Consider the following 16867-nt stretch of genomic DNA (forward strand, 5'->3'; position numbering starts at 1 on the left):
GTCGTGTAGTCCGACAATCGGTTCATCAAGATTTTTCGAAGGTGAAGCGCAATGCTAGACGCCGGGTCGATGTACCAATTCCTCGCGGTTGGCGGGATGCTCGCCATTACGCCCGGTCCGAACATGGTCTACGTGATGTCGCGTTCGGTCGCGCACGGGCGCGCCGCCGGCTTGATTTCGCTTGCCGGCGTAATGCTGGGATACCTCTTCTATATGTTCAGTGCCGCGTTCGGAATCACCGCGCTGGTACTCAAAGTGCCCGGTGCGAGCGCAGCGCTTGGCGCAACGGGCTCGATGTACCTCGCTTATCTCGCGTGGCAGGCGGTGAAGCCCGGAGGGCGTTCACCGTTTCAGGTGCGTCAGTTGGCGCAGGAGCCGCCGCTACGTCTGCTTGCAATGGGAGCGACAACCAGCCTGCTGAACCCGAAGTTGGCGATGCTCTTCATTTCGCTGTTGCCACAGTTCATCGACCACACGCGAAATGATGTGATGGGCCAATCCCTCATGCTCGGCTCGTCGCTGATTGCAGCCTTCGCCCTCGCGAATGGTCTTGTCGCTGTCGGCTCCAGCGGGATGGCCAAATTTCTTAACGGTCGACCCACGCTACTGCTCGCACAGCGATGGGTCATGGGAGCAATGTTGGTGGGCCTTGGAATCAGCCTGGGTGTGGATTCCTTCAGGCTTTTCCTCATGTCCTGAGCGCGCCGCGGGCTTGCTTGGATTTGGAAGCGGAAGGACCGGTTTCGGTAGTGCCAGGACCCCCGAGCGGCTTCTGTATGGCTTGCTCCTTCGACATCCAATCCGGGCGGGGCATGTCGGCGTAAGGTGCCGATTCGCCGGCAAGTGCGGCGGCAGAAACAAATACACGCAGTTTCGCGACGTTCATAGCGCGTCCTGCTTCGAAAATTCACTTCTGCGCAAGATTCGGTTCTCACGCAGGTTTGCGAGTTGACACGGCGCCGGGGCGGCTTTACTGTCCCGGCTGCCGTGGTTCAGGTCATTCCCGGCGCACGGTTTGGTTAGCCGAACGGAGGCATGCATGCAGACTTCTTGGTCGCGCGAGAAGTACGCGCTGAACGTGCGCGTGCTGGGTTCTGAGAGCAAAGTCATTGAGCCCGCGTGCCGCACCATGGCCGGGTTCCTGGCAGTCGTCACGATTTCTCTGCCATCAGCCGCTATCCCGGCCTTCCCACGCTTGATGCTAGGCGACGACGGAGGCATTGCGTTTGACAGCGAATCGGACGCCTTGGCTGCAGGTATCGCAGCTGCGAACCGAATGGTCGAAGACCTCGTGGGATGACCGGCAGTCGGCGCCACAAAGAAGCTTGGTCGGGCGTGGTCGCGACGAGTGAGGCGCAGCGCGATTGGTCGGGTTACCGGTCGTTCTCTTGGCCCGAGTGCGACTTATCTTCACCCTCTTTGGGAGACCTCGCATGTCGCGTCGCTTTGCACAAGCGCGACTTCGCGGTCCGCGCGAGATGAGCTAACTCGTCGCGCATATACCAAGGCCACCAAGCTAAGTGGTAGAACCAGAGAAATCCGCTGCGAACACCTGTCTGCCAACGCGGAGGCACCCCGTCGCTAGGGAAGCTCTTCAAGTCCCGGTATCCGACGCAGACAGTTCCCGCGAAAATCCAAAGCAGAGCCAAGACGAGCGTTGGCACAGACAACAGGCAGGCCGCGCCGAGCACAGTTGCCGGCAAACAAATTTGGACGCTCGAGCGTGACTTCATCGAGGAGCCTCGCAAGTACCTGAGACGCGCTTACGCTATACCATTCGCACTTATATCCTTGACGCAGCTGCCGAAATACCCGGCGCCACGTGTGATTTGCCTGCGAAAAATTCGACCCTGAACCCGATGAAACGTAGAGCGACGGTCATTTGCGAGCGTGATGGACGCGTACTGTTGGTCGCACGCGCCCGCGGTCGGTGGGCGTTTCCCGGCGGTCGCGTGAAGACCGGCGAGGACCTTGCAGACGCCGCTGTCCGCGAACTGAAAGAAGAGACGGGCCTCGAGGCAGTGCAGGTTCGCTACGCTTTTCAGTTCCGCGGATTCCAGACTCGACACTTCGTTTTCGTTGCGAGCGTCGACCCCGAGGCCCAGTCGGTGCCAGCGAACGAAATTGCGCGATGCAAGTGGCCGCGATTGGAAGCGCTGCGTCGCATCGAGGCGAGCGTTCCGACGAGGGGGATTGCCGAGATTTTCTTGAAGCACGAACGGGACAGACTTAGCGCCACGCTTCAGGAGTCCATCGATGCGATGGCTGGGTCGCCGGGACCGCCCACGACATATGGGGGCGACGGTGAAGGACGATGAGCAACGGAAGCGCTGCTCGCCATACTGGAGTCGGCGAGGCTGAAATAAAAAGCCGAGCATGAGGATGAATGCAATGGAATGGGGGCGAGCGACGACGTTCCTGTCTCGGAAACGGGCCTTAGCTTAAATTATCCGTAACAGTAGAATTTACAAACACCTTTCGTTTTCGCTAAGCGCAAGTTCAGGCTATATCAGACAGGCCGGCAAGCTTTCTCCTGCGATTGCGACGGTAAGACGGGAAAAATTGGGGCGGTACGCCCGCATCAATAGTAAGCTTGAGCACCGGAAGGAGGCCTGGATGATACGCAAGATGCTTACCGCTTCTCGCCTCCAGCAGGAGGTCGACCGGCGCATTCATCGGCTGCAAGAGGTCATCGAGGATGGCGTGAAGATTCGAGTGCCGCGGCCCCAACTGCAGGAAACCGATGGTACGGGCTGTAATTGGAACATGAGTCACTTCGGGAACGCGGTCGGGTTTGAACGCGACATCGAACGTGTGCTGAAGGCGGTACGTGCCGAATTCAACCTCAGCACCGAGGCGAAGGAGAAAGCGGACCCCTTTGGTGACTAGCCAAAAAGAAGTGAAGTAGTCGAGCCGCGTTGTCAGCCCGCAGGCACGCCCTTGCGCGCGGACTAAGGTCGACGCGGCGAAGTCTCAGCCGTCCATCTCGTCTTCGTCATCTTCTGATTCCACGAACTCCAAGGCGTTGTCGACTACCTCGACGCGGATTTCTTCTGCGTCATCTTCGATATCAATTTGGCTTGGCGGCGTTGCGACGACTTTGAAGTCAAAGCCCAACGCGCTTGCGTGCGCAACGTATTCGCCCTCGTCATCATCGTGCAGAACGTCATCGTCAATCATCGAGCGGCGCTCAGGGTGAAAGTCCTTCCCCGTGAGGACGAGTTCTTCTTCCTCACCAGTCGCGGTCTCGACGACCAAGAGCTCAACCGTTCCGGATGGCTCGAGCATAGTTTCTCCCAGGGTTTGAGGTTTCGGACTTCGCCGAGGCGCGTGAAGTTTCCGCCCCAGTCTTTCCACGTCGGTGTAGATATGACGCGTCCGGTAAGCCCGACCAAGTGCGGAATGTCGGGCATGTAAAGGCAACTTAAATAGCGCACCTCGAGTTGACAGCAAACTGACTCGTCAAGAAGTGGGGCACTCCCGATTGTGAGATTGCTCGCCGAACAAATTGGTCATTACTTTCCTGAATTTCGGCTGGCTAGCGATTTGATGTCTTCAAGGAAGGCTTCGATATGAACGGGCTTCTCCACGACCAGGTCGGCAGAGCCGTTAGCATCGATGCCTTTTACCGCTGACCACAAGATGAACGCTATGTTCTTCAGGGCCTCGTCCTCGCGAAACTGGCGACAGACTTCGAGCCCGTTCAGTCCCGGCATCATGAAGTCGCAGATGACTACATCGGGCCGAAGTTCGCGCGCCTTCTCGAGCCCCTCTCGTCCATTCGCCGCGGTGCTTGCCGTCAAGCCTTCCATTTCGAGCACCATCGCCCAGACATTGCGAATGTCCGGTTCATCGTCGATAAGCAGGACCACGGGCGAACGCGAGGTCAACGGACCACCGGAAGCAGACATTTATTGGCCTGAGACACTGTCGGGAATCGAAATCAGGCGCATGGCGTATGCCCGAACCAAGGCAAACCCAAGGGTTTGCGAGTCGCTGACCCTCACGAAAAGGCACATGTCAAACCCACCCGCGACGGTGCGATTGCCGACGAGACGTTCGCCATCTGGCAGCGGTCCTCTCGCTGGCTCGTATTATTCTTTGGTCTACCACGGGCTCGGTTGCTGCTACGACTTCCAGCCGGGTCCTCAGGCAGAGCGGCTCTTCCCGTGCGGCATTTTTGCGCAAGGCAGGTCGTCACAAAGGGTCTCGGCTGACTCACCTGCCGGCAAGAGGCGGATATGTGCTCGGGGTACAGCCTCCGCGCCAGCGAAAGCGCCTCATCTCGGTTGTTCGCAACCTTGACGACAACGATACCGTCGCGTGGAATCTCGACACGCCAGACTCCTCCCCCGGCGGGTCGTATGATGATTTCGGCGTCATCAGCGCCCTCGTTTGTCAGCACGTTGGCCGCCTTACCCAATAAACCGATGCAGTTTCTCACGTCAAAAGGTTGATTTGATAAATTTGCCGATTCAGTTGACGCTGTAACACAAAAAGCAATATTGACCGGTTTTTGTCGAACGCATGATGTGGTGGCGGTGTGATTTCCTCTTTATTCCTGAATAGGCGGAGGAATTTATCGAACGTTCGCACTTATATGGTCAAGTATCCGCCCTCGCTCGTATACTGATTGCAACCAATCTAATAAATTTCCCATGATGAATAATTCCTTTCAATCAGGTAAACTTCGGGCATATTTCGAAACTATTTAAATCTAAAGACTCAAGGCGCCAAGAAGGCACGTCGACTGAATGGAAATGATTAGACGATTCGAACGCCCTTCGGGAGAGCACGAGCATAGCGCTTTGGGCCTCGACGGCGAGATTCGACATCTCGAGCGTGTTCTTCGTGGTGAGGGAGCGCATTCAACCTTCGCGCGAACTTACTGGCGGGAGAGAGTTGTGCAGGCGCTGTCGACGCCGGGAATGATAGTTGTCCAACGAAGCCGACTTAACGCATTGCTTTCGCAAATTGACGCTTAGGCTGTTCGAGTCAAATCTGACAGCCGGCGCTCCACGGAAAGCCCGTCGCGATGAGGGCCCGGTCGCTTATCCCTCGCAGGGCATCCACGCACTCAACGTCGCGCGGACGAGCAGCGAGCGGTGATACCCACGCCTTTATGCCGGCGGACTGAGCGGAAATTAAGTAACGCGTTCATGGCAACAGCACGGCAAGGTCGCACATGTCGCTAAAGGTGCTCGCGCCCGCGGATGATGTTGGACAGCGATGAAAAGCCATAAGGGCCGCAAATCCAGCCCTTATGCAAAGCGACTAGCGTCATAGTGCTCTTCACATCTCGTCTTTCACTTTGTGCTCTACTACTACAGCCTCATCCCTACGTGGGCGGGTGCCGGGTCGGGCGTATTCTCTAACGTGTTAATCGAGTTGATGACACGGTAGGCTTCCACAAGCGCTTTTTCCTTTTCTACATCGTGCCCGCCGACGACACGGGCCATCTCGGCATGAGACAGCTCCTTTTCCTGGGAGAGATCAACAACAGTTAGTGTGCTCATTTCGGTTCAACCTTTATCAGTAGCGTGACGGCAACGGCCGGGACTGTAATTGGAGCGTTGCGAAGCAACGCTCACCAAACCCTACTCACATTCTGTGCCAAATTCGAAAGGTTTCGCTTGCCTGCCGTAACCGCTTGTTTATGAACATAAAATTTTAACTTTGCACCTTGGCCGGAAGTGCCGAAGAAATAGCGTGTCGGAGTCCCTCCGACACATGGCAGGAATTCTGTTGGTAATGACGATGAAGGACGATGAAACAAAGCAAGCCCTGCTTTGATTTCCTCGCGGCGCTCGATGGTGCCAAAATCAGAAGCGGCGAATACCGCGACATCGATGAGTCGTAGGCGAGCATGAACGGGACGACTTGCGGACAAGAGCCGCAGCGACTGACATCGTAACTCAGGGAATGTTGCTCATTCCTTACGGCCGACCAACGGGCACGCTAGTTGCATTTCAATTCGCCTAGTCAATGTGGAGCCGACGATGAGTGAGCCCAAGCTATCGCATTCGTCTACGGATGAACTCGACACCGTTCCAGACACATCAAGTCCGGCCTATGCAAGTCAACATCCGTTAGCCCGCGTTCGACAAGTTCGCTAGCCTGGTCACTAGGTGGGCCGGTTCACCGGCCGCGTTTTGTCTGGCCGTACTTACAGTAGTCAAGTGGATCGTGACCGGGCCGATATTTCACTACTCCGATGGCTGGCAACTTGTTATCAACACCGGGACCACCGTCATCACGTTCTTGATGGTCTTCCTGATTCAGCAAAGTCAGAACAGGAACAGTGTCGCGCTTCATCTAAAACTTAATGAGTTACTGTCATCCCATCGTGCAGCGAGTAATCAGCTTATCGGAATAGAGGATGCTTCTGAAGAGGAATTGCGACGCCTTGCAGCCGCGTACCTTCGTCTATCGACAAGGCAGCCGGAAGATGTCACCAGTGCGATGCCAGAAGAAGTCTCGACGCACTGAATGATCCTTCGCGGAGGCTTGTGACCTTTCGATCTGCTGCCGTGTCCCGCGGCTCGCAGAATGCCGTTTCCAACACCGTCCGATCCTGCCCTGCACGAAGGAGTGACCGTGGACATCACATCGTTCCCAAGCATCACGTCGGTGATCCGCATGGATCACACGCATGTGTTGGCGGTTTTTCATCGCTATCATGCGCGGACGCCGTGGTGGAGAAAGCGCGCCATCGTCGAACTTGCTTGTACGGCGCTCGAAATTCATGCGCAACTGGAGGAAGAGATTTTTTACCGCGCGCTGGGCGAGGTCATGGCCGGTGACGAGCGCCTCGCAAAGAGCAAGCCCGAGCACGACGCGATGAGGGAAGAGCTAGCGAAGCTGCGCGCCATGGGTCCGCGAGACGCCGCTTACGATGCGCGCTTCATGCAGCTCCTGCGAGAAGTGATGCATCACTTCGCGGACGAGGAAACGGTATTGCTTCCCACCGCCGAGCGCGCGCTGACGTCACAGCTGTCTGAACTCGGCATGCGCATGACGAAGCGCCGCATGCAACTGATCTCGCGGCATCGGCCATCGGCGATCGCGGCGAACACAATCGGCACGTTTCCGCTCGCACCGCTCGCTGTGATGTCGCTTCGCGCGCTCGCCATCGTGCATTGTCTGCGCCCCGCCGGCGCGCGACGCTTCTAACGCCATGCGTGATCGACATCACGCTTCGCGCGGCCTACCGTTCACCTCGACGATCAGCACCGGAATCGACTTCGCGCCCGGCACCTTGCTTTCCTTGGCGTAATGCCATAACGGCAGCAGCGGATTGCACTCGGGGTAATAACCGGCGATGCATCCCTGCGGTATGTCATAGGGCTTTATGCGCAAACCTGTGACGCGCCGCTCGAATTCATCGTTGGCGATCGTGCGCGACGTGATGCAGTCGTTCTTCTGGAGACCGTGGCGTGTCATGTCGGCCTCGCACATGAAGATCACCATGCGATCGCCGCTTATGCCGCGAAAGCGGTCGTCGAGGCTATAGATCGTCGTGTTGAATTGGCTGTCGCTGCGCAGCGTCACGAGGCGCAATGATTGCGGCTCACGCTCGGGCATATCAGGGTCTTCGCCAAGGGTCTCGGGAACGGAGAACTCCGCCTTGCCGCTCTTCGTCTGCCACATGCGTTCACGTGCGGGCAGATCGCGCGGGAAGCCGCCCGGCGTCCACATTCTTTCGTTGAATTCGTGAAACGTCTCGGGATAGGTCTTAGCGATTTCATCGCGCACCAGCGCATAGTCGTTGCGCCAGCGATCCCAGTCCACAGTCGAGCGCTTGCCAAGCGTGTGCTTCGCCAGTTCCGCAACAATACGCGGCTCCGAGCGCGGATCCTGCGAAGCGGGCTCTGCCACACCGCGCGAGCCGTGAATGCAGCCGGTGCTGTCTTCCTTTGATACCGCCTGCGCGCCGCTTGCCTGCGTATCGATTTCGATGCGGCTCAGGCACGGCAGAATGTACGACTTCTCGCCATGCACGAGATGACTGCGATTGAGTTTCGTCGCGATACTGACCGTGAGTTTCAGATTGCGCCATGCCGGCTCGATGCGCATACGGTCCGGCACCGAACGCACCAGATTGCCGCCGAGGCTGATGACCGCGCTGACCTTGCCTTCGAGCATCGCCTCGAACGTCTCGACGATATTCATGCCCTTCTCGCGAGGCGGCTCGAAGCCGAACTGGCTTGCGAGCTTGTCGAGCGGCGCGAGTTCCGGCTTCTCAGTGATGCCCACCGTACGTTGACCCTGCACGTTCGAATGCCCGCGCACCGGCGAGGGCCCCGCGCCCGGGTTGCCGACATTGCCGCGCAGAAAGAGCAGATTGCATAGCATTCGAACGTTCTGCACGCCCTGCCTATGTTGGGTGATGCCCATGCCGTAGTGTGCCATCACCGCGTTCGCACGCATGTATTCCGCGGCCGCGGCTTCGAGGTCCACGCGCGGCAGTCATGACACGCGCTCGATATCGCTCCACGACGCGGCGCGTACGTAGTTCGCGAAGACTTCGAATCCCACGGTGTGCGTGTCGATGAAATCGATATCGAGCACGCGCGGCTCGCCGCGTTCCCGGGCGCGATCGTCGGCGTCGATGACGGTTTTGCAGATGCCGAGCAACGCCGCTGTGTCGCCGCCCGTCTTCACCTGATGATATTGCGTGCTGATCAGCGTATGCGCAGGCGTCATCATCTCGATCGGCGACTGCGGATTGCTGAACTTCAACAAGCCTGGCTCGCGCAACGGATTGAACGTGATGATCGGCACGCCGCGCTTTCTGGCTTCCTGAACCGGATGCAGCATGCGCGGACTATTGGTTCCGACGTTCTGCCCAAAGAAGAACATGAGATCGGTCTTCTCGAAGTCTTCGAGCCTCACGGTGCCGACGCCCACACCGATCGCCTCCTTCAGTCCGACGCTCGTGCTCTCATGACACATGTTCGAGCTGTCGGGCAAATTGTTGGTGCCGTACATGCGTGCAAAAATGGTACATGTACGATGTTTGGCACGCGCACATATTCGGCCTGGCCGCCCGGATAGCCGCCCGTTAGATGCGTGTAACCGAAGAGGCCCGCGGTGGTATGGCCGAAGAGCTTGTCAGCGTCTTTGTTGCGATTGCTTCGCTCGCAGACGGAAAAAATTGCCGCGCTTGCACTGATCGCACTCGCCGCAGGTGATCGTAAAAGGGACGACAATTTGGTCGCCGATCTTAAGCGCGGCGTTGTCCCTGCCGACTTCGACGACTTCGCCCATGAACTCGTGGCCAATGATATCGCCTGATTCTATTCCCGGCATAAAGCTATCGAACAGATGTAGGTCCGACCCGCAGATGGCGCAACTCGACACCTTTATGATCGCATCGCGCGGATGTTCAATCTGCGGGTCGGGAACCGTTTCATAGCGAATGTCTTTATTGCCTTGCCAGGTTAGTGCCTTCATCCTTTCTCTCCCGCTCACAATGTACGAGCGATAACGCACGTTGGTTGCCCGGCCTCGGCAACAGGTGAGGATCGCGTCATCGGGCCGCGCCCGCTGCGCTATCGTGTCGCACCCGTAGTCCGCATGACACGTTGCTTTCGGCGGGACAAAACGAACCGAGAGTCTGGCGATCTGGGCGTCAGTCGGACAACGGCGGCACGGCCGACCGTCCTCTGACGAAATGTTCGCGTGGAATCACTTTCCGACTTCGGCCTCCGAAAGCTCCTGCGTCGCGAGCAACGTGAGCTTTTCATCGGTCGCTTTTTCTTCTTCCAGCGTCGCGAGGAGGAGCTTCATGCCGTCGTTGTATCCAAGCTTCTTTGCGAGCGTGGCGAGCGTTCCGTAAGACGCAATCTCATAGTGCTCGACCTTCTGAGCCGCCGCGATAAGCGCCGCGTCGAGGATGGGCCCTTTTTCGATTTCATCGATCTGTTCTTGACCTTCTTCGACCAGACCTTCCATCGCTACGCACTTGATGCGCTTAAGCTTGAGTTCAGAAACTTCGACCACTCGGTCGATGCGCTCGACCTGCCCCCTGGTTTCCTCAAGGTGCGTCGTAAATGCCGCTGCGAGCTCAGGGTTTGTCGCGGCTCGCGCCATTTTTGGAAGCGCTTTCGTCAGTTGCTTTTAGGCGCTGTAAACGTCCGAGAGGGCGTGAATGAACAGGTCATTTAGGGTGGTGGCGGTCATGTATTTCTCCTGGGTAGTTTGGAACGCTAAGCGTCGATTTACTGGAGCGCAATTGATATATCCGCGGCGCCCGGTGACACGCGAACACTCCCAAATCAGTTCAGTTGTGCACCTAGACTGGATCGCCGCCTGTAATTTCTGGCGCAATCGCTGCGTGGTTAATCAGCGCAACGAGCGACATGCCCCCAATTACATTACCGATCAAGGTCGGGATGAGGAACACCAAAAAGTAGTCGCTCATCCCGACAGCGCCGCGGAAAACCCCATAGAGGCCCTCCACGGATCCGGCAATTACATGGGACAGCTTGCAAGCGGCAACGACATACGTAATCAACAAGACCGTCAGGAGGCGCGCTGAGCGCGCGCTGGGTAACAGCCATACCATTAGCGCGATCAGCCACCCCGCCAATACAGCGCGTACGACGGTCACGCCAAAAGCGCCAGAGAACGGCGCTCCGGCGATGCGGTCGAGTGATTCTTGAACATCTGCAGAAAATACACCAGGCAATTGGAGCATCGCCGCGAAGCAGGCTGTCCCAATCAAGTTCGACGTGAGTACAATCCCCCAGAGGCGAAGCGCCTTGATAGCTGTTTTCAGATCACGGCGCGTGAGCACTGGAAGAACAACGCTGAGCGTGCTCTCCGTGAACAGCTGTTGGCGACCAAGAATGACGATCACAAAGCCAACGGTGTAGCCGAAACTCGAAACGAGCGGACGCCACTGGCTGTCGGGTAGTCCGCTCTCGAGAACTGCCTGCATGAGGAACGAGAAACCCATAGACAGTCCGGCTGCGAGCGCCGACCAGGTGAGCGCTGAAACCGTTCGTTCCATGGCGGCCTCACCCTCTTCCCGCACAATCTCGTGGATGACAAGCGCGGCGGGCGTCGAGTGGTCCGCGGCCTGCTCCTGCTCGCCCTTGTTGAGGTGAGGCGAATTGGATCCCGCTTCGGTGTCAGACATTTAACCTCCAGCTTGAGTGGATCGAATCAGGAACTAATGGTCCGTCGTAGATAGCTGAAAAGCCCGCGGGTCAGCGAACGCGCAGTATGTAGGCGATACCGTCGAGAGAAGATTCAAATGCAAGATCGCGATTCCGCAATCTCGAGAGCGGGATAAGTATCGCCCCCGTACAAGTTGACGCTACCCTGCTATGCTTGTTGCGCGTGGCAGTGATACATCGATCGGAATGCGATTGAAGCAGCATGTCACGAGCACTTCCGAACGCGCAACATGCTCGAGGCCCTCCAGCTTTCGTTGGAACGATCTCAGGTACCGCACTAAAGTATCTGCGCTAGCAGAACCATATTCAGAGAGAGAACGAAGATTCCCGCAATCGCCGCTAAAGCCGCAACACACACACCATTTACATGCGCCCCCATAATCTTTCGGCTACACGTGAACCATAGAATTGCTAGCATCGGAACGGGTACCGCGGCGCTGAGCACCACCTGGCTCAGGATCAGTGCGCGGGTCGTATCGATCCCTATCGCGACCAACACGAAGCTGGGAATGATCGTCAGCAGACGACGCAACCAGAGCGGAATGGCGAAAGTGAGAAAGCCCTGCATAATCATCTGCCCGGCCATCGTTCCGACCACTGAGCTCGACACGCCCGAAGCCATCAGTGCGACAAGAAAGAGGCCGGCTGCTGCCCCGCCGAGAAGCGGAACCAGCATGTGGTATGCAGTGTCGATCTGCGCGACTTCCGGGTGCCCACTGTGGAACGCGGTGGCCGCAACGATTACCATCGCCAGATTAACCAGTCCGGCAAATCCGAGTGCGACGATTACTTCATAGCGTGCATAACGCATAAGTCCCCTTCGCTCCTTCTCGGAATGGGGCCGAACGCGCTCGCCAGCGAGCCCGGAGTGCAGAAAAAGTGCGTGAGGCATAACCGTCGCGCCCACGATGCCTACTGCGACTGTCAATGCGCCCGGACCGGCTATCTCAGGTTTCACACCTTGGCGAAGAACTGCAGACCAATCAACTGGCGTGATGAGCAGCTGTGCGAGGTATGAGAGCCCGATCAGCCCAACCAGCGCGCCAATTGCGATTTCCATTGGACGAAAACCGCGGCCCTGTATCAGCAACAGACCATAGGTGAGCACCGCTGTGATCACCATTCCGGCCAGCATTGGAATATGGAGCAAGAGGCTAAAGCCAATTGCGCCTCCGAGAAATTCGGCAAGATCGGTGGCCATGGCGGCGATCTCGCTGATTACCCACATGACAATGACAAGCCCGCGCGGAAGATGCAGACGACTTACTTCGGCAAGATTCAGTCCGGTGACAAGCCCGAGCTCCGCCGATAGAAACTGAAAAAGCATAGCGACGAGGCTCGCGGCAACGACGATCCACAGCAGTCCGTACCCGTAACCCGCACCCGCCTGAATGTTCGTGGCGAAGTTGCCGGGGTCCATATATGCAACCGAGACGACCACCGCGGGGCCAGCAAACGGGGCGATGGCTCGCAGTCCGCGCCGACGACCATTAAGGACCTCACGCATCTCGGCAACGGCGTGGTCACTAGAACTGCTTTTTTCAACGGAAAGCGTATCGCTCATTAGATATCCGGAGTTCGCGAACCATCCCAATGAGTTTCGCTTGACAAAAGGCGGTGTTGCTCTCGTTTTCAGTTGGATCCCGCCCTTCTTCGGTGAAGGCGTCTTTCCAGAAGGACTGCCCGCTCGGGAAAGCGAATATCAGACTGTGACCTTCGAGCGCGTGAGCCGATGACCCCGGTGAGAGCGCCCTCGGGCGGGTAACAGCATGCGCTCGCAGACCAATTCGCGTTTCCCTGCGGATTCGGCTTGCCCGGAAGGGAACCAGGTCGACGAGAAATAGGGGAGGACGCACCTTTGGATGGTTGCCGTCCTAAATGGGCACCGGCTTCTTAGGTTCGGCAGCCGCCGAACACCCTCCTGCTAATCTTGGTCACCGTCGCGACGCCGATTTTTAAAAGAACGTGGCGGTGGTGAATTCGCCGTTGCCCAAATCGCGCCGAGCAAAAAGCCCAATCCAGCGGCGATGGCAAGAGTGGTGAACGGGCTCTCAACAGTCTTGTTTCGCACCAGTTCCGTTGTGTCCGCGTATAGCTGCTGCGTCTTGCCGCTGAGCTGGCGCACCTTTTCGGCCGTCTGATTACCGGTGTCGCCTATCAGGTCACGGGCAGCATTCTGCGCCTTACCGGCCACTTCTTTGACCGTTCCCTCTGCACTATTTGAGTCCATTCCCAGTCCTGGTTACGTTTGAGCAATGCATTGACTTCTACCGCGCGTCGAATTGTGTGCTCTCTAACAGTGTGTCGTTTGCGCAAGTTGTGTTCCCGTTGGAGAAGCCGGTTACCCTTGGCCTTCCTGAGCAATCCGCCTTTGCCTTCTGTCAGACACGTGCCGTGTGTCTTGCAGCTCCACGGCAAAATCACGACTTTTGCCCGATATATTGAAAGGCGCGATGCTCTCGGCTGAGGAGTTCTTCGCCCACAACTTTGCAGCAGGCTATGCCATTTTCGGCGCGGCGGCGAGCTTTTGCTTCGACGAGCATGTGAATGGGTCGACGCAAGCTAACAGTGTGTATGCCGCGGCCCTCGGCGCGGCGGCGACCATCGGGTCGACGGAAGCTGCGTTACTGTATAGCGGCGATACGTCAAGCTCGAACGCGCACGGCGCTCAAATCGCGTTCACGAACGAGGGGTGCGCATCGCCCAGCAGCCCATGCGTCGCGCGCTCAACCCACCCCGATTGAAGCAATCGACCACGGCTTCCCGATCTAGCGGCCGGCGCAGCGGATTCGGTTGCGGAGAGACTCAGTCCGGTGTGTCGCCCGCGAGCAATCCCCCAAGGTCGCTGCGCATACCGCCATGCAACCAATGAACAAGCCGAATCAGAAGCACCAAACACCTGGGGTCCAGCCGATTCGGCCATTTTGGAAAGACCCGCAACAACGACGGTCAAGGTCCTCGAACGTGTTTTTGCTTGCAGAAATCCCGCGGCCAACACAAGCCATCTGTGGCGCAACCGAGCAGCGTTCCAGGTCGTTGAAACTTCGCTCGGCTCGAATTCGTTCAGCGCTACTCTGGCCGATGGATCGTGGGCAATTAATCCCTTTGATGTTCCATGCCTGGAGTAGATCCCGCTTAATTATGCTGATCCTAGTGACGCAAAGCCGCAAATAACGCCTCCCTCCATCCTTTGGGCCACCTGGGAATAGCCTTTGCGATATTTGTGCTAACCCTACTTCTGAAACCATCGGATTTTTCGGGTTCCTAACGTCACGGATTCTAAAATGCGCCTGCTCACTACACAAGACGGTCTTCCTCGCATCTCATGGGGTGCCGTCATCGCCGGAGTCATACTCTCGCTCATCGCCTATCTGATCCTTACGGTGCTCGGAACGGCAATTGGTGCGTCTGTTCTGTCGCCGCTCACTCAGCCCGATCCCTCACGCGGCTTCGCGTTTGGTTCGGGCGCTTACATGATCGTGATGACGGTGATCGCGGTGTTCGTCGGTTCATATTTCGCCGGTCGGTGCGCCCCGGTGCTGGGTTGGCTTCACGGGCTCCTGGCCTGGGCAGTGATGATCATTGCGATGGCGTACGGCGCGACGTCGCTGATGGGAAGTGCTGTCAGCGCCGTCGGCAGCGTCGCGTCGACGGGAGCCACTGCAGTCGCCGCGGCGAGCCCGTCCGCAGCCAGCGGCACGATGATGGGCTCGCTCAAAGCGCAGGTGCAAGGCGCGGTCGCATCAGCGACAGCGATGGCCTCCAGTCCGCAAGCTGAAGCCGATACACGCCAGGCCGCCGACACGGCAGCACGCGGCGTCGCACGTGCCTCGTGGTTCTCGTTTGCAGCGCTCTTGGTCGGCATGATCATCGCCATCGTATCTGGCGGCGCGGGCTTTCGTCATCAACCTCCGGTTGAGGACGCCGGTGGTGCCGCATTCGAAGGCGACGCACCTCGGTCGCCAAAGCGCCCCATACCGAGCAACCGTCCTGCGCACTGAACGATGCATCTCGAATCGGAGCCCGGACATGAACGGTGGCCTGGAACCTACGCCGGATACTGGCAGCGAGTCGGGCACGCTGGTCGCGAGCGAGGAACGACTCCAGCTTGCGGCCCGCGAAGAGGAAACCGGCGCGGTTCGTGTTCGCACTATCACACATCGCGAACTGCTTGAGCTTCCCGTTGTTGTGCACAGCCGTGCCGTGCATATAGAGCGCGTTGCGATCAATGAATTTGTCGATGCTCAGTTTGCCCCGCGTCACGAGGGCGACACCTTAATCGTGCCCGTCTCGAGTATGTGCCGGTTACTGAACTGAAGCTGGTGCTTAAGGAAGAGCTACGTATCACGACTGTCGTCTCCACGGAGGCAGCCGTCCACGTCGCAGAATTGCAACGTCAACAAGTCGTCGTAGAAAGACGAGTCGGAACCGCTGGAGACTGGATTGCGGACCCGCCGTTACCGTCCTCAGGCGCAGGCGAGTCCGCAACAAATCCCGCTGAATAAATTTTATTTTCCGGCCGCCCTTCAGGCCGCCCAATTCAATTCGGAGTGTCGCATGAGCCAGGTAATCGTAGGTGTATTCGACTCGTTTCAGGAAGCCGAAACAGCAGTCTCCCGTCTGGTCGAGAGCGGCCTGAACCGTAACGACATGGATGTGCACGCTACTGGGCAAGCAGGCGCGTCCAGTGACCCTGCTCGACCCGGCGCCGAAATGTCGACCGCGACGACTGACGAAACCGGAGTGTTTGGCAAAATCGAACACTTCTTTAGCAACATGTTCGGCGCCGATGATCGACCGGACGATGTCGGCCACTATCAGGAAGCCGTCCGTCGTGGCGGCGCATTGCTGACCGTCACGGCCGCCGATGAAGCGGACGTTGGGATGGTTCGCTCGACGATGCATGAGGCAGGTGCGGTGGATGTCGAAGAACGCGCCGCGCAATGGAGAAGCACCGGTTATACAGGCTTCGACGCGGCCGCCAAGCCCTACACCTCCGATGAAGCTTCCGCAGATCGCAAAGCATTCGCCGTGACGCGCGAATCGCTCGATGTAGGCAAGCGAGAAGTGGAAACCGGCGGCGTTCGGGTGTATTCCCGTGCGACCGAAACACCTGTTTCAGAATCGGTGAATCTGCGCGAAGAACACGCGACGATCGAGCGGCGCTCGGTAGACCGCGTCGCAACGGCGGCGGATCTCGAGGAAGGTTCGGTGGAAATTCGCGAGACGGCTGAGCACCCAGTGGTGGCCAAGACGGCACACGTCATCGAGGAGGTCGTCGTGGGTCGTGAGGCAACCGAGCGCACGGAGACCATTAACGAGACCTTGCGTGGTACGGACGTCGAAGTCGAACGTGTTGGTGGAAGCGCACTGGAATCGGGACTTCCGCGGCAAAGCACGGACGAACCAATCATCAAAACGCCCACGAAAGCCGTATAACGCATGGCGCCTGCTCAGAGGCGCATCCATGAAAAATCCCTGGGCGAAGAAGAATCCGTTCATGAGCCAGTGGTCAAGCGGTGCAAACACGGTGGTCGGAGCGGCACGAGGTCGCGCAAAAGTTGCAACGAAACGCGATGTTGTCGCATTCTGGACCGCAGCGCTTACACGCGCCGAACCCAAGAAGCGCAAAGTAACTCGATAACACTCTCTCGGTGGTCGCATCTAATCGCAAGATGCAG

At 58.0% G+C, this 16867-nt stretch carries 16 protein-coding genes and 4 pseudogenes; 11 read left to right on the forward strand and 9 right to left on the reverse strand.

What is annotated here, in order from left to right:
* Positions 1-51: 51 nt before the first annotated feature.
* The 4 genes from NK8_RS36145 to NK8_RS36160 all read left to right on the forward strand — a co-directional run bounded on the left by NK8_RS36145 (position 52) and on the right by NK8_RS36160 (position 2889).
* Positions 52-699, forward strand: coding sequence for a LysE family translocator (locus NK8_RS36145; protein WP_213233429.1), 648 nt, complete (start codon positions 52-54; stop codon positions 697-699).
* Between the two features lie 340 nt (positions 700-1039).
* Positions 1040-1300 carry a hypothetical protein gene (locus NK8_RS36150; protein ID WP_213233430.1) on the forward strand — a complete coding sequence of 87 codons (261 nt, stop codon included), beginning with the start codon at positions 1040-1042 and terminating at the stop codon, positions 1298-1300.
* Positions 1301-1859: 559 nt separating this feature from the next.
* Positions 1860-2318, forward strand: a complete 459-nt coding sequence (locus NK8_RS36155) for an NUDIX hydrolase (protein ID WP_213233431.1) — start codon at positions 1860-1862, stop codon at positions 2316-2318.
* Between the two features lie 298 nt (positions 2319-2616).
* On the forward strand, positions 2617-2889 hold the full coding sequence (locus NK8_RS36160; RefSeq protein ID WP_213233432.1) for a hypothetical protein: 273 nt from the start codon (positions 2617-2619) through the stop codon (positions 2887-2889).
* A gap of 84 nt (positions 2890-2973) precedes the next feature.
* On the opposite strand, the gene NK8_RS36165 is transcribed toward NK8_RS36160, so the two are convergent.
* The 3 genes from NK8_RS36165 to NK8_RS36175 form a co-directional block, all read right to left on the reverse strand.
* On the reverse strand, positions 2974-3288 hold the full coding sequence (locus NK8_RS36165; protein WP_213233433.1) for a hypothetical protein: 315 nt from the start codon (positions 3286-3288) through the stop codon (positions 2974-2976).
* Between the two features lie 227 nt (positions 3289-3515).
* Positions 3516-3911 (reverse strand): response regulator transcription factor, encoded by a 396-nt coding sequence (locus tag NK8_RS36170; protein WP_213233434.1) that lies wholly within the window; start codon positions 3909-3911, stop codon positions 3516-3518.
* A gap of 1413 nt (positions 3912-5324) precedes the next feature.
* Positions 5325-5516 (reverse strand): hypothetical protein, encoded by a 192-nt coding sequence (locus tag NK8_RS36175; protein ID WP_213233435.1) that lies wholly within the window; start codon positions 5514-5516, stop codon positions 5325-5327.
* 483 nt (positions 5517-5999) lie between these two features.
* On the opposite strand from NK8_RS36175, the pseudogene NK8_RS36180 reads away from it, so the two are divergent.
* Both NK8_RS36180 and NK8_RS36185 read left to right on the forward strand, forming a co-directional pair.
* A pseudogene (locus tag NK8_RS36180) lies at positions 6000-6489 on the forward strand (low affinity iron permease family protein).
* Positions 6490-6591: 102 nt separating this feature from the next.
* Complete coding sequence (locus NK8_RS36185; RefSeq protein ID WP_301549927.1) at positions 6592-7173, forward strand: hemerythrin domain-containing protein; 582 nt, start codon at positions 6592-6594, stop codon at positions 7171-7173.
* An 18-nt stretch (positions 7174-7191) separates the two neighbouring features.
* Here the strand turns inward: NK8_RS36185 and NK8_RS36190 are convergent.
* The 6 genes and pseudogenes from NK8_RS36190 to NK8_RS36215 form a co-directional block, all read right to left on the reverse strand.
* Positions 7192-9022: pseudogene (locus NK8_RS36190) on the reverse strand (FdhF/YdeP family oxidoreductase); the annotation flags it as partial.
* A pseudogene (locus tag NK8_RS36195) lies at positions 9021-9456 on the reverse strand (alcohol dehydrogenase catalytic domain-containing protein); the annotation flags it as partial. The pseudogenes NK8_RS36190 and NK8_RS36195, both read right to left, overlap by 2 nt.
* A 234-nt stretch (positions 9457-9690) precedes the next feature.
* Positions 9691-10185 (reverse strand): annotated as a pseudogene (locus tag NK8_RS36200) (ferritin-like domain-containing protein).
* Positions 10186-10297: 112 nt separating this feature from the next.
* Positions 10298-11146: a formate/nitrite transporter family protein gene (locus NK8_RS36205; protein WP_213233436.1), complete on the reverse strand. Its 849-nt coding sequence runs from the start codon at positions 11144-11146 to the stop codon at positions 10298-10300.
* Positions 11147-11463: 317 nt separating this feature from the next.
* Positions 11464-12750 (reverse strand): Nramp family divalent metal transporter, encoded by a 1287-nt coding sequence (locus NK8_RS36210; protein WP_213233437.1) that lies wholly within the window; start codon positions 12748-12750, stop codon positions 11464-11466.
* A 360-nt stretch (positions 12751-13110) separates the two neighbouring features.
* A complete protein-coding gene (locus tag NK8_RS36215) occupies positions 13111-13416 on the reverse strand; it encodes a CsbD family protein (protein WP_225936561.1) in 306 nt (101 codons plus the stop codon).
* A gap of 223 nt (positions 13417-13639) precedes the next feature.
* Between NK8_RS36215 and NK8_RS36220 the strand changes: the two genes are divergently transcribed.
* From NK8_RS36220 to NK8_RS36240, 5 genes are all read left to right on the forward strand, one after another.
* Positions 13640-13930, forward strand: a complete 291-nt coding sequence (locus NK8_RS36220) for a hypothetical protein (RefSeq protein ID WP_213233438.1) — start codon at positions 13640-13642, stop codon at positions 13928-13930.
* A gap of 540 nt (positions 13931-14470) precedes the next feature.
* Positions 14471-15187, forward strand: coding sequence for a hypothetical protein (locus NK8_RS36225; protein ID WP_213233439.1), 717 nt, complete (start codon positions 14471-14473; stop codon positions 15185-15187).
* Between the two features lie 28 nt (positions 15188-15215).
* Positions 15216-15503: a DUF2382 domain-containing protein gene (locus NK8_RS36230; RefSeq protein WP_213233440.1), complete on the forward strand. Its 288-nt coding sequence runs from the start codon at positions 15216-15218 to the stop codon at positions 15501-15503.
* A gap of 240 nt (positions 15504-15743) precedes the next feature.
* Positions 15744-16625: a YsnF/AvaK domain-containing protein gene (locus NK8_RS36235; protein WP_213233441.1), complete on the forward strand. Its 882-nt coding sequence runs from the start codon at positions 15744-15746 to the stop codon at positions 16623-16625.
* 28 nt (positions 16626-16653) lie between these two features.
* Positions 16654-16830, forward strand: a complete 177-nt coding sequence (locus NK8_RS36240) for a hypothetical protein (RefSeq protein ID WP_213233442.1) — start codon at positions 16654-16656, stop codon at positions 16828-16830.
* Positions 16831-16867: the final 37 nt, after the last annotated feature.

The sequence above is a fragment of the Caballeronia sp. NK8 genome (assembly GCF_018408855.1).
Lineage (GTDB): Bacteria > Pseudomonadota > Gammaproteobacteria > Burkholderiales > Burkholderiaceae > Caballeronia.

Coding starts and splice junctions, on each gene's coding strand:
- NK8_RS36210 (WP_213233437.1), bottom strand. CDS start 12,750: ATGAGCGATACGCTTTCCGTTGAAAAAAGCAGTTCTAGTGACCACGCC.
- NK8_RS36220 (WP_213233438.1), top strand. CDS start 13,640: ATGCTCTCGGCTGAGGAGTTCTTCGCCCACAACTTTGCAGCAGGCTAT.
- NK8_RS36175 (WP_213233435.1), bottom strand. CDS start 5,516: ATGAGCACACTAACTGTTGTTGATCTCTCCCAGGAAAAGGAGCTGTCT.
- NK8_RS36205 (WP_213233436.1), bottom strand. CDS start 11,146: ATGTCTGACACCGAAGCGGGATCCAATTCGCCTCACCTCAACAAGGGC.
- NK8_RS36165 (WP_213233433.1), bottom strand. CDS start 3,288: ATGCTCGAGCCATCCGGAACGGTTGAGCTCTTGGTCGTCGAGACCGCG.
- NK8_RS36155 (WP_213233431.1), top strand. CDS start 1,860: ATGAAACGTAGAGCGACGGTCATTTGCGAGCGTGATGGACGCGTACTG.
- NK8_RS36170 (WP_213233434.1), bottom strand. CDS start 3,911: ATGTCTGCTTCCGGTGGTCCGTTGACCTCGCGTTCGCCCGTGGTCCTG.
- NK8_RS36240 (WP_213233442.1), top strand. CDS start 16,654: ATGAAAAATCCCTGGGCGAAGAAGAATCCGTTCATGAGCCAGTGGTCA.
- NK8_RS36145 (WP_213233429.1), top strand. CDS start 52: ATGCTAGACGCCGGGTCGATGTACCAATTCCTCGCGGTTGGCGGGATG.
- NK8_RS36150 (WP_213233430.1), top strand. CDS start 1,040: ATGCAGACTTCTTGGTCGCGCGAGAAGTACGCGCTGAACGTGCGCGTG.
- NK8_RS36215 (WP_225936561.1), bottom strand. CDS start 13,416: ATGGACTCAAATAGTGCAGAGGGAACGGTCAAAGAAGTGGCCGGTAAG.
- NK8_RS36230 (WP_213233440.1), top strand. CDS start 15,216: ATGAACGGTGGCCTGGAACCTACGCCGGATACTGGCAGCGAGTCGGGC.
- NK8_RS36235 (WP_213233441.1), top strand. CDS start 15,744: ATGAGCCAGGTAATCGTAGGTGTATTCGACTCGTTTCAGGAAGCCGAA.
- NK8_RS36225 (WP_213233439.1), top strand. CDS start 14,471: ATGCGCCTGCTCACTACACAAGACGGTCTTCCTCGCATCTCATGGGGT.
- NK8_RS36160 (WP_213233432.1), top strand. CDS start 2,617: ATGATACGCAAGATGCTTACCGCTTCTCGCCTCCAGCAGGAGGTCGAC.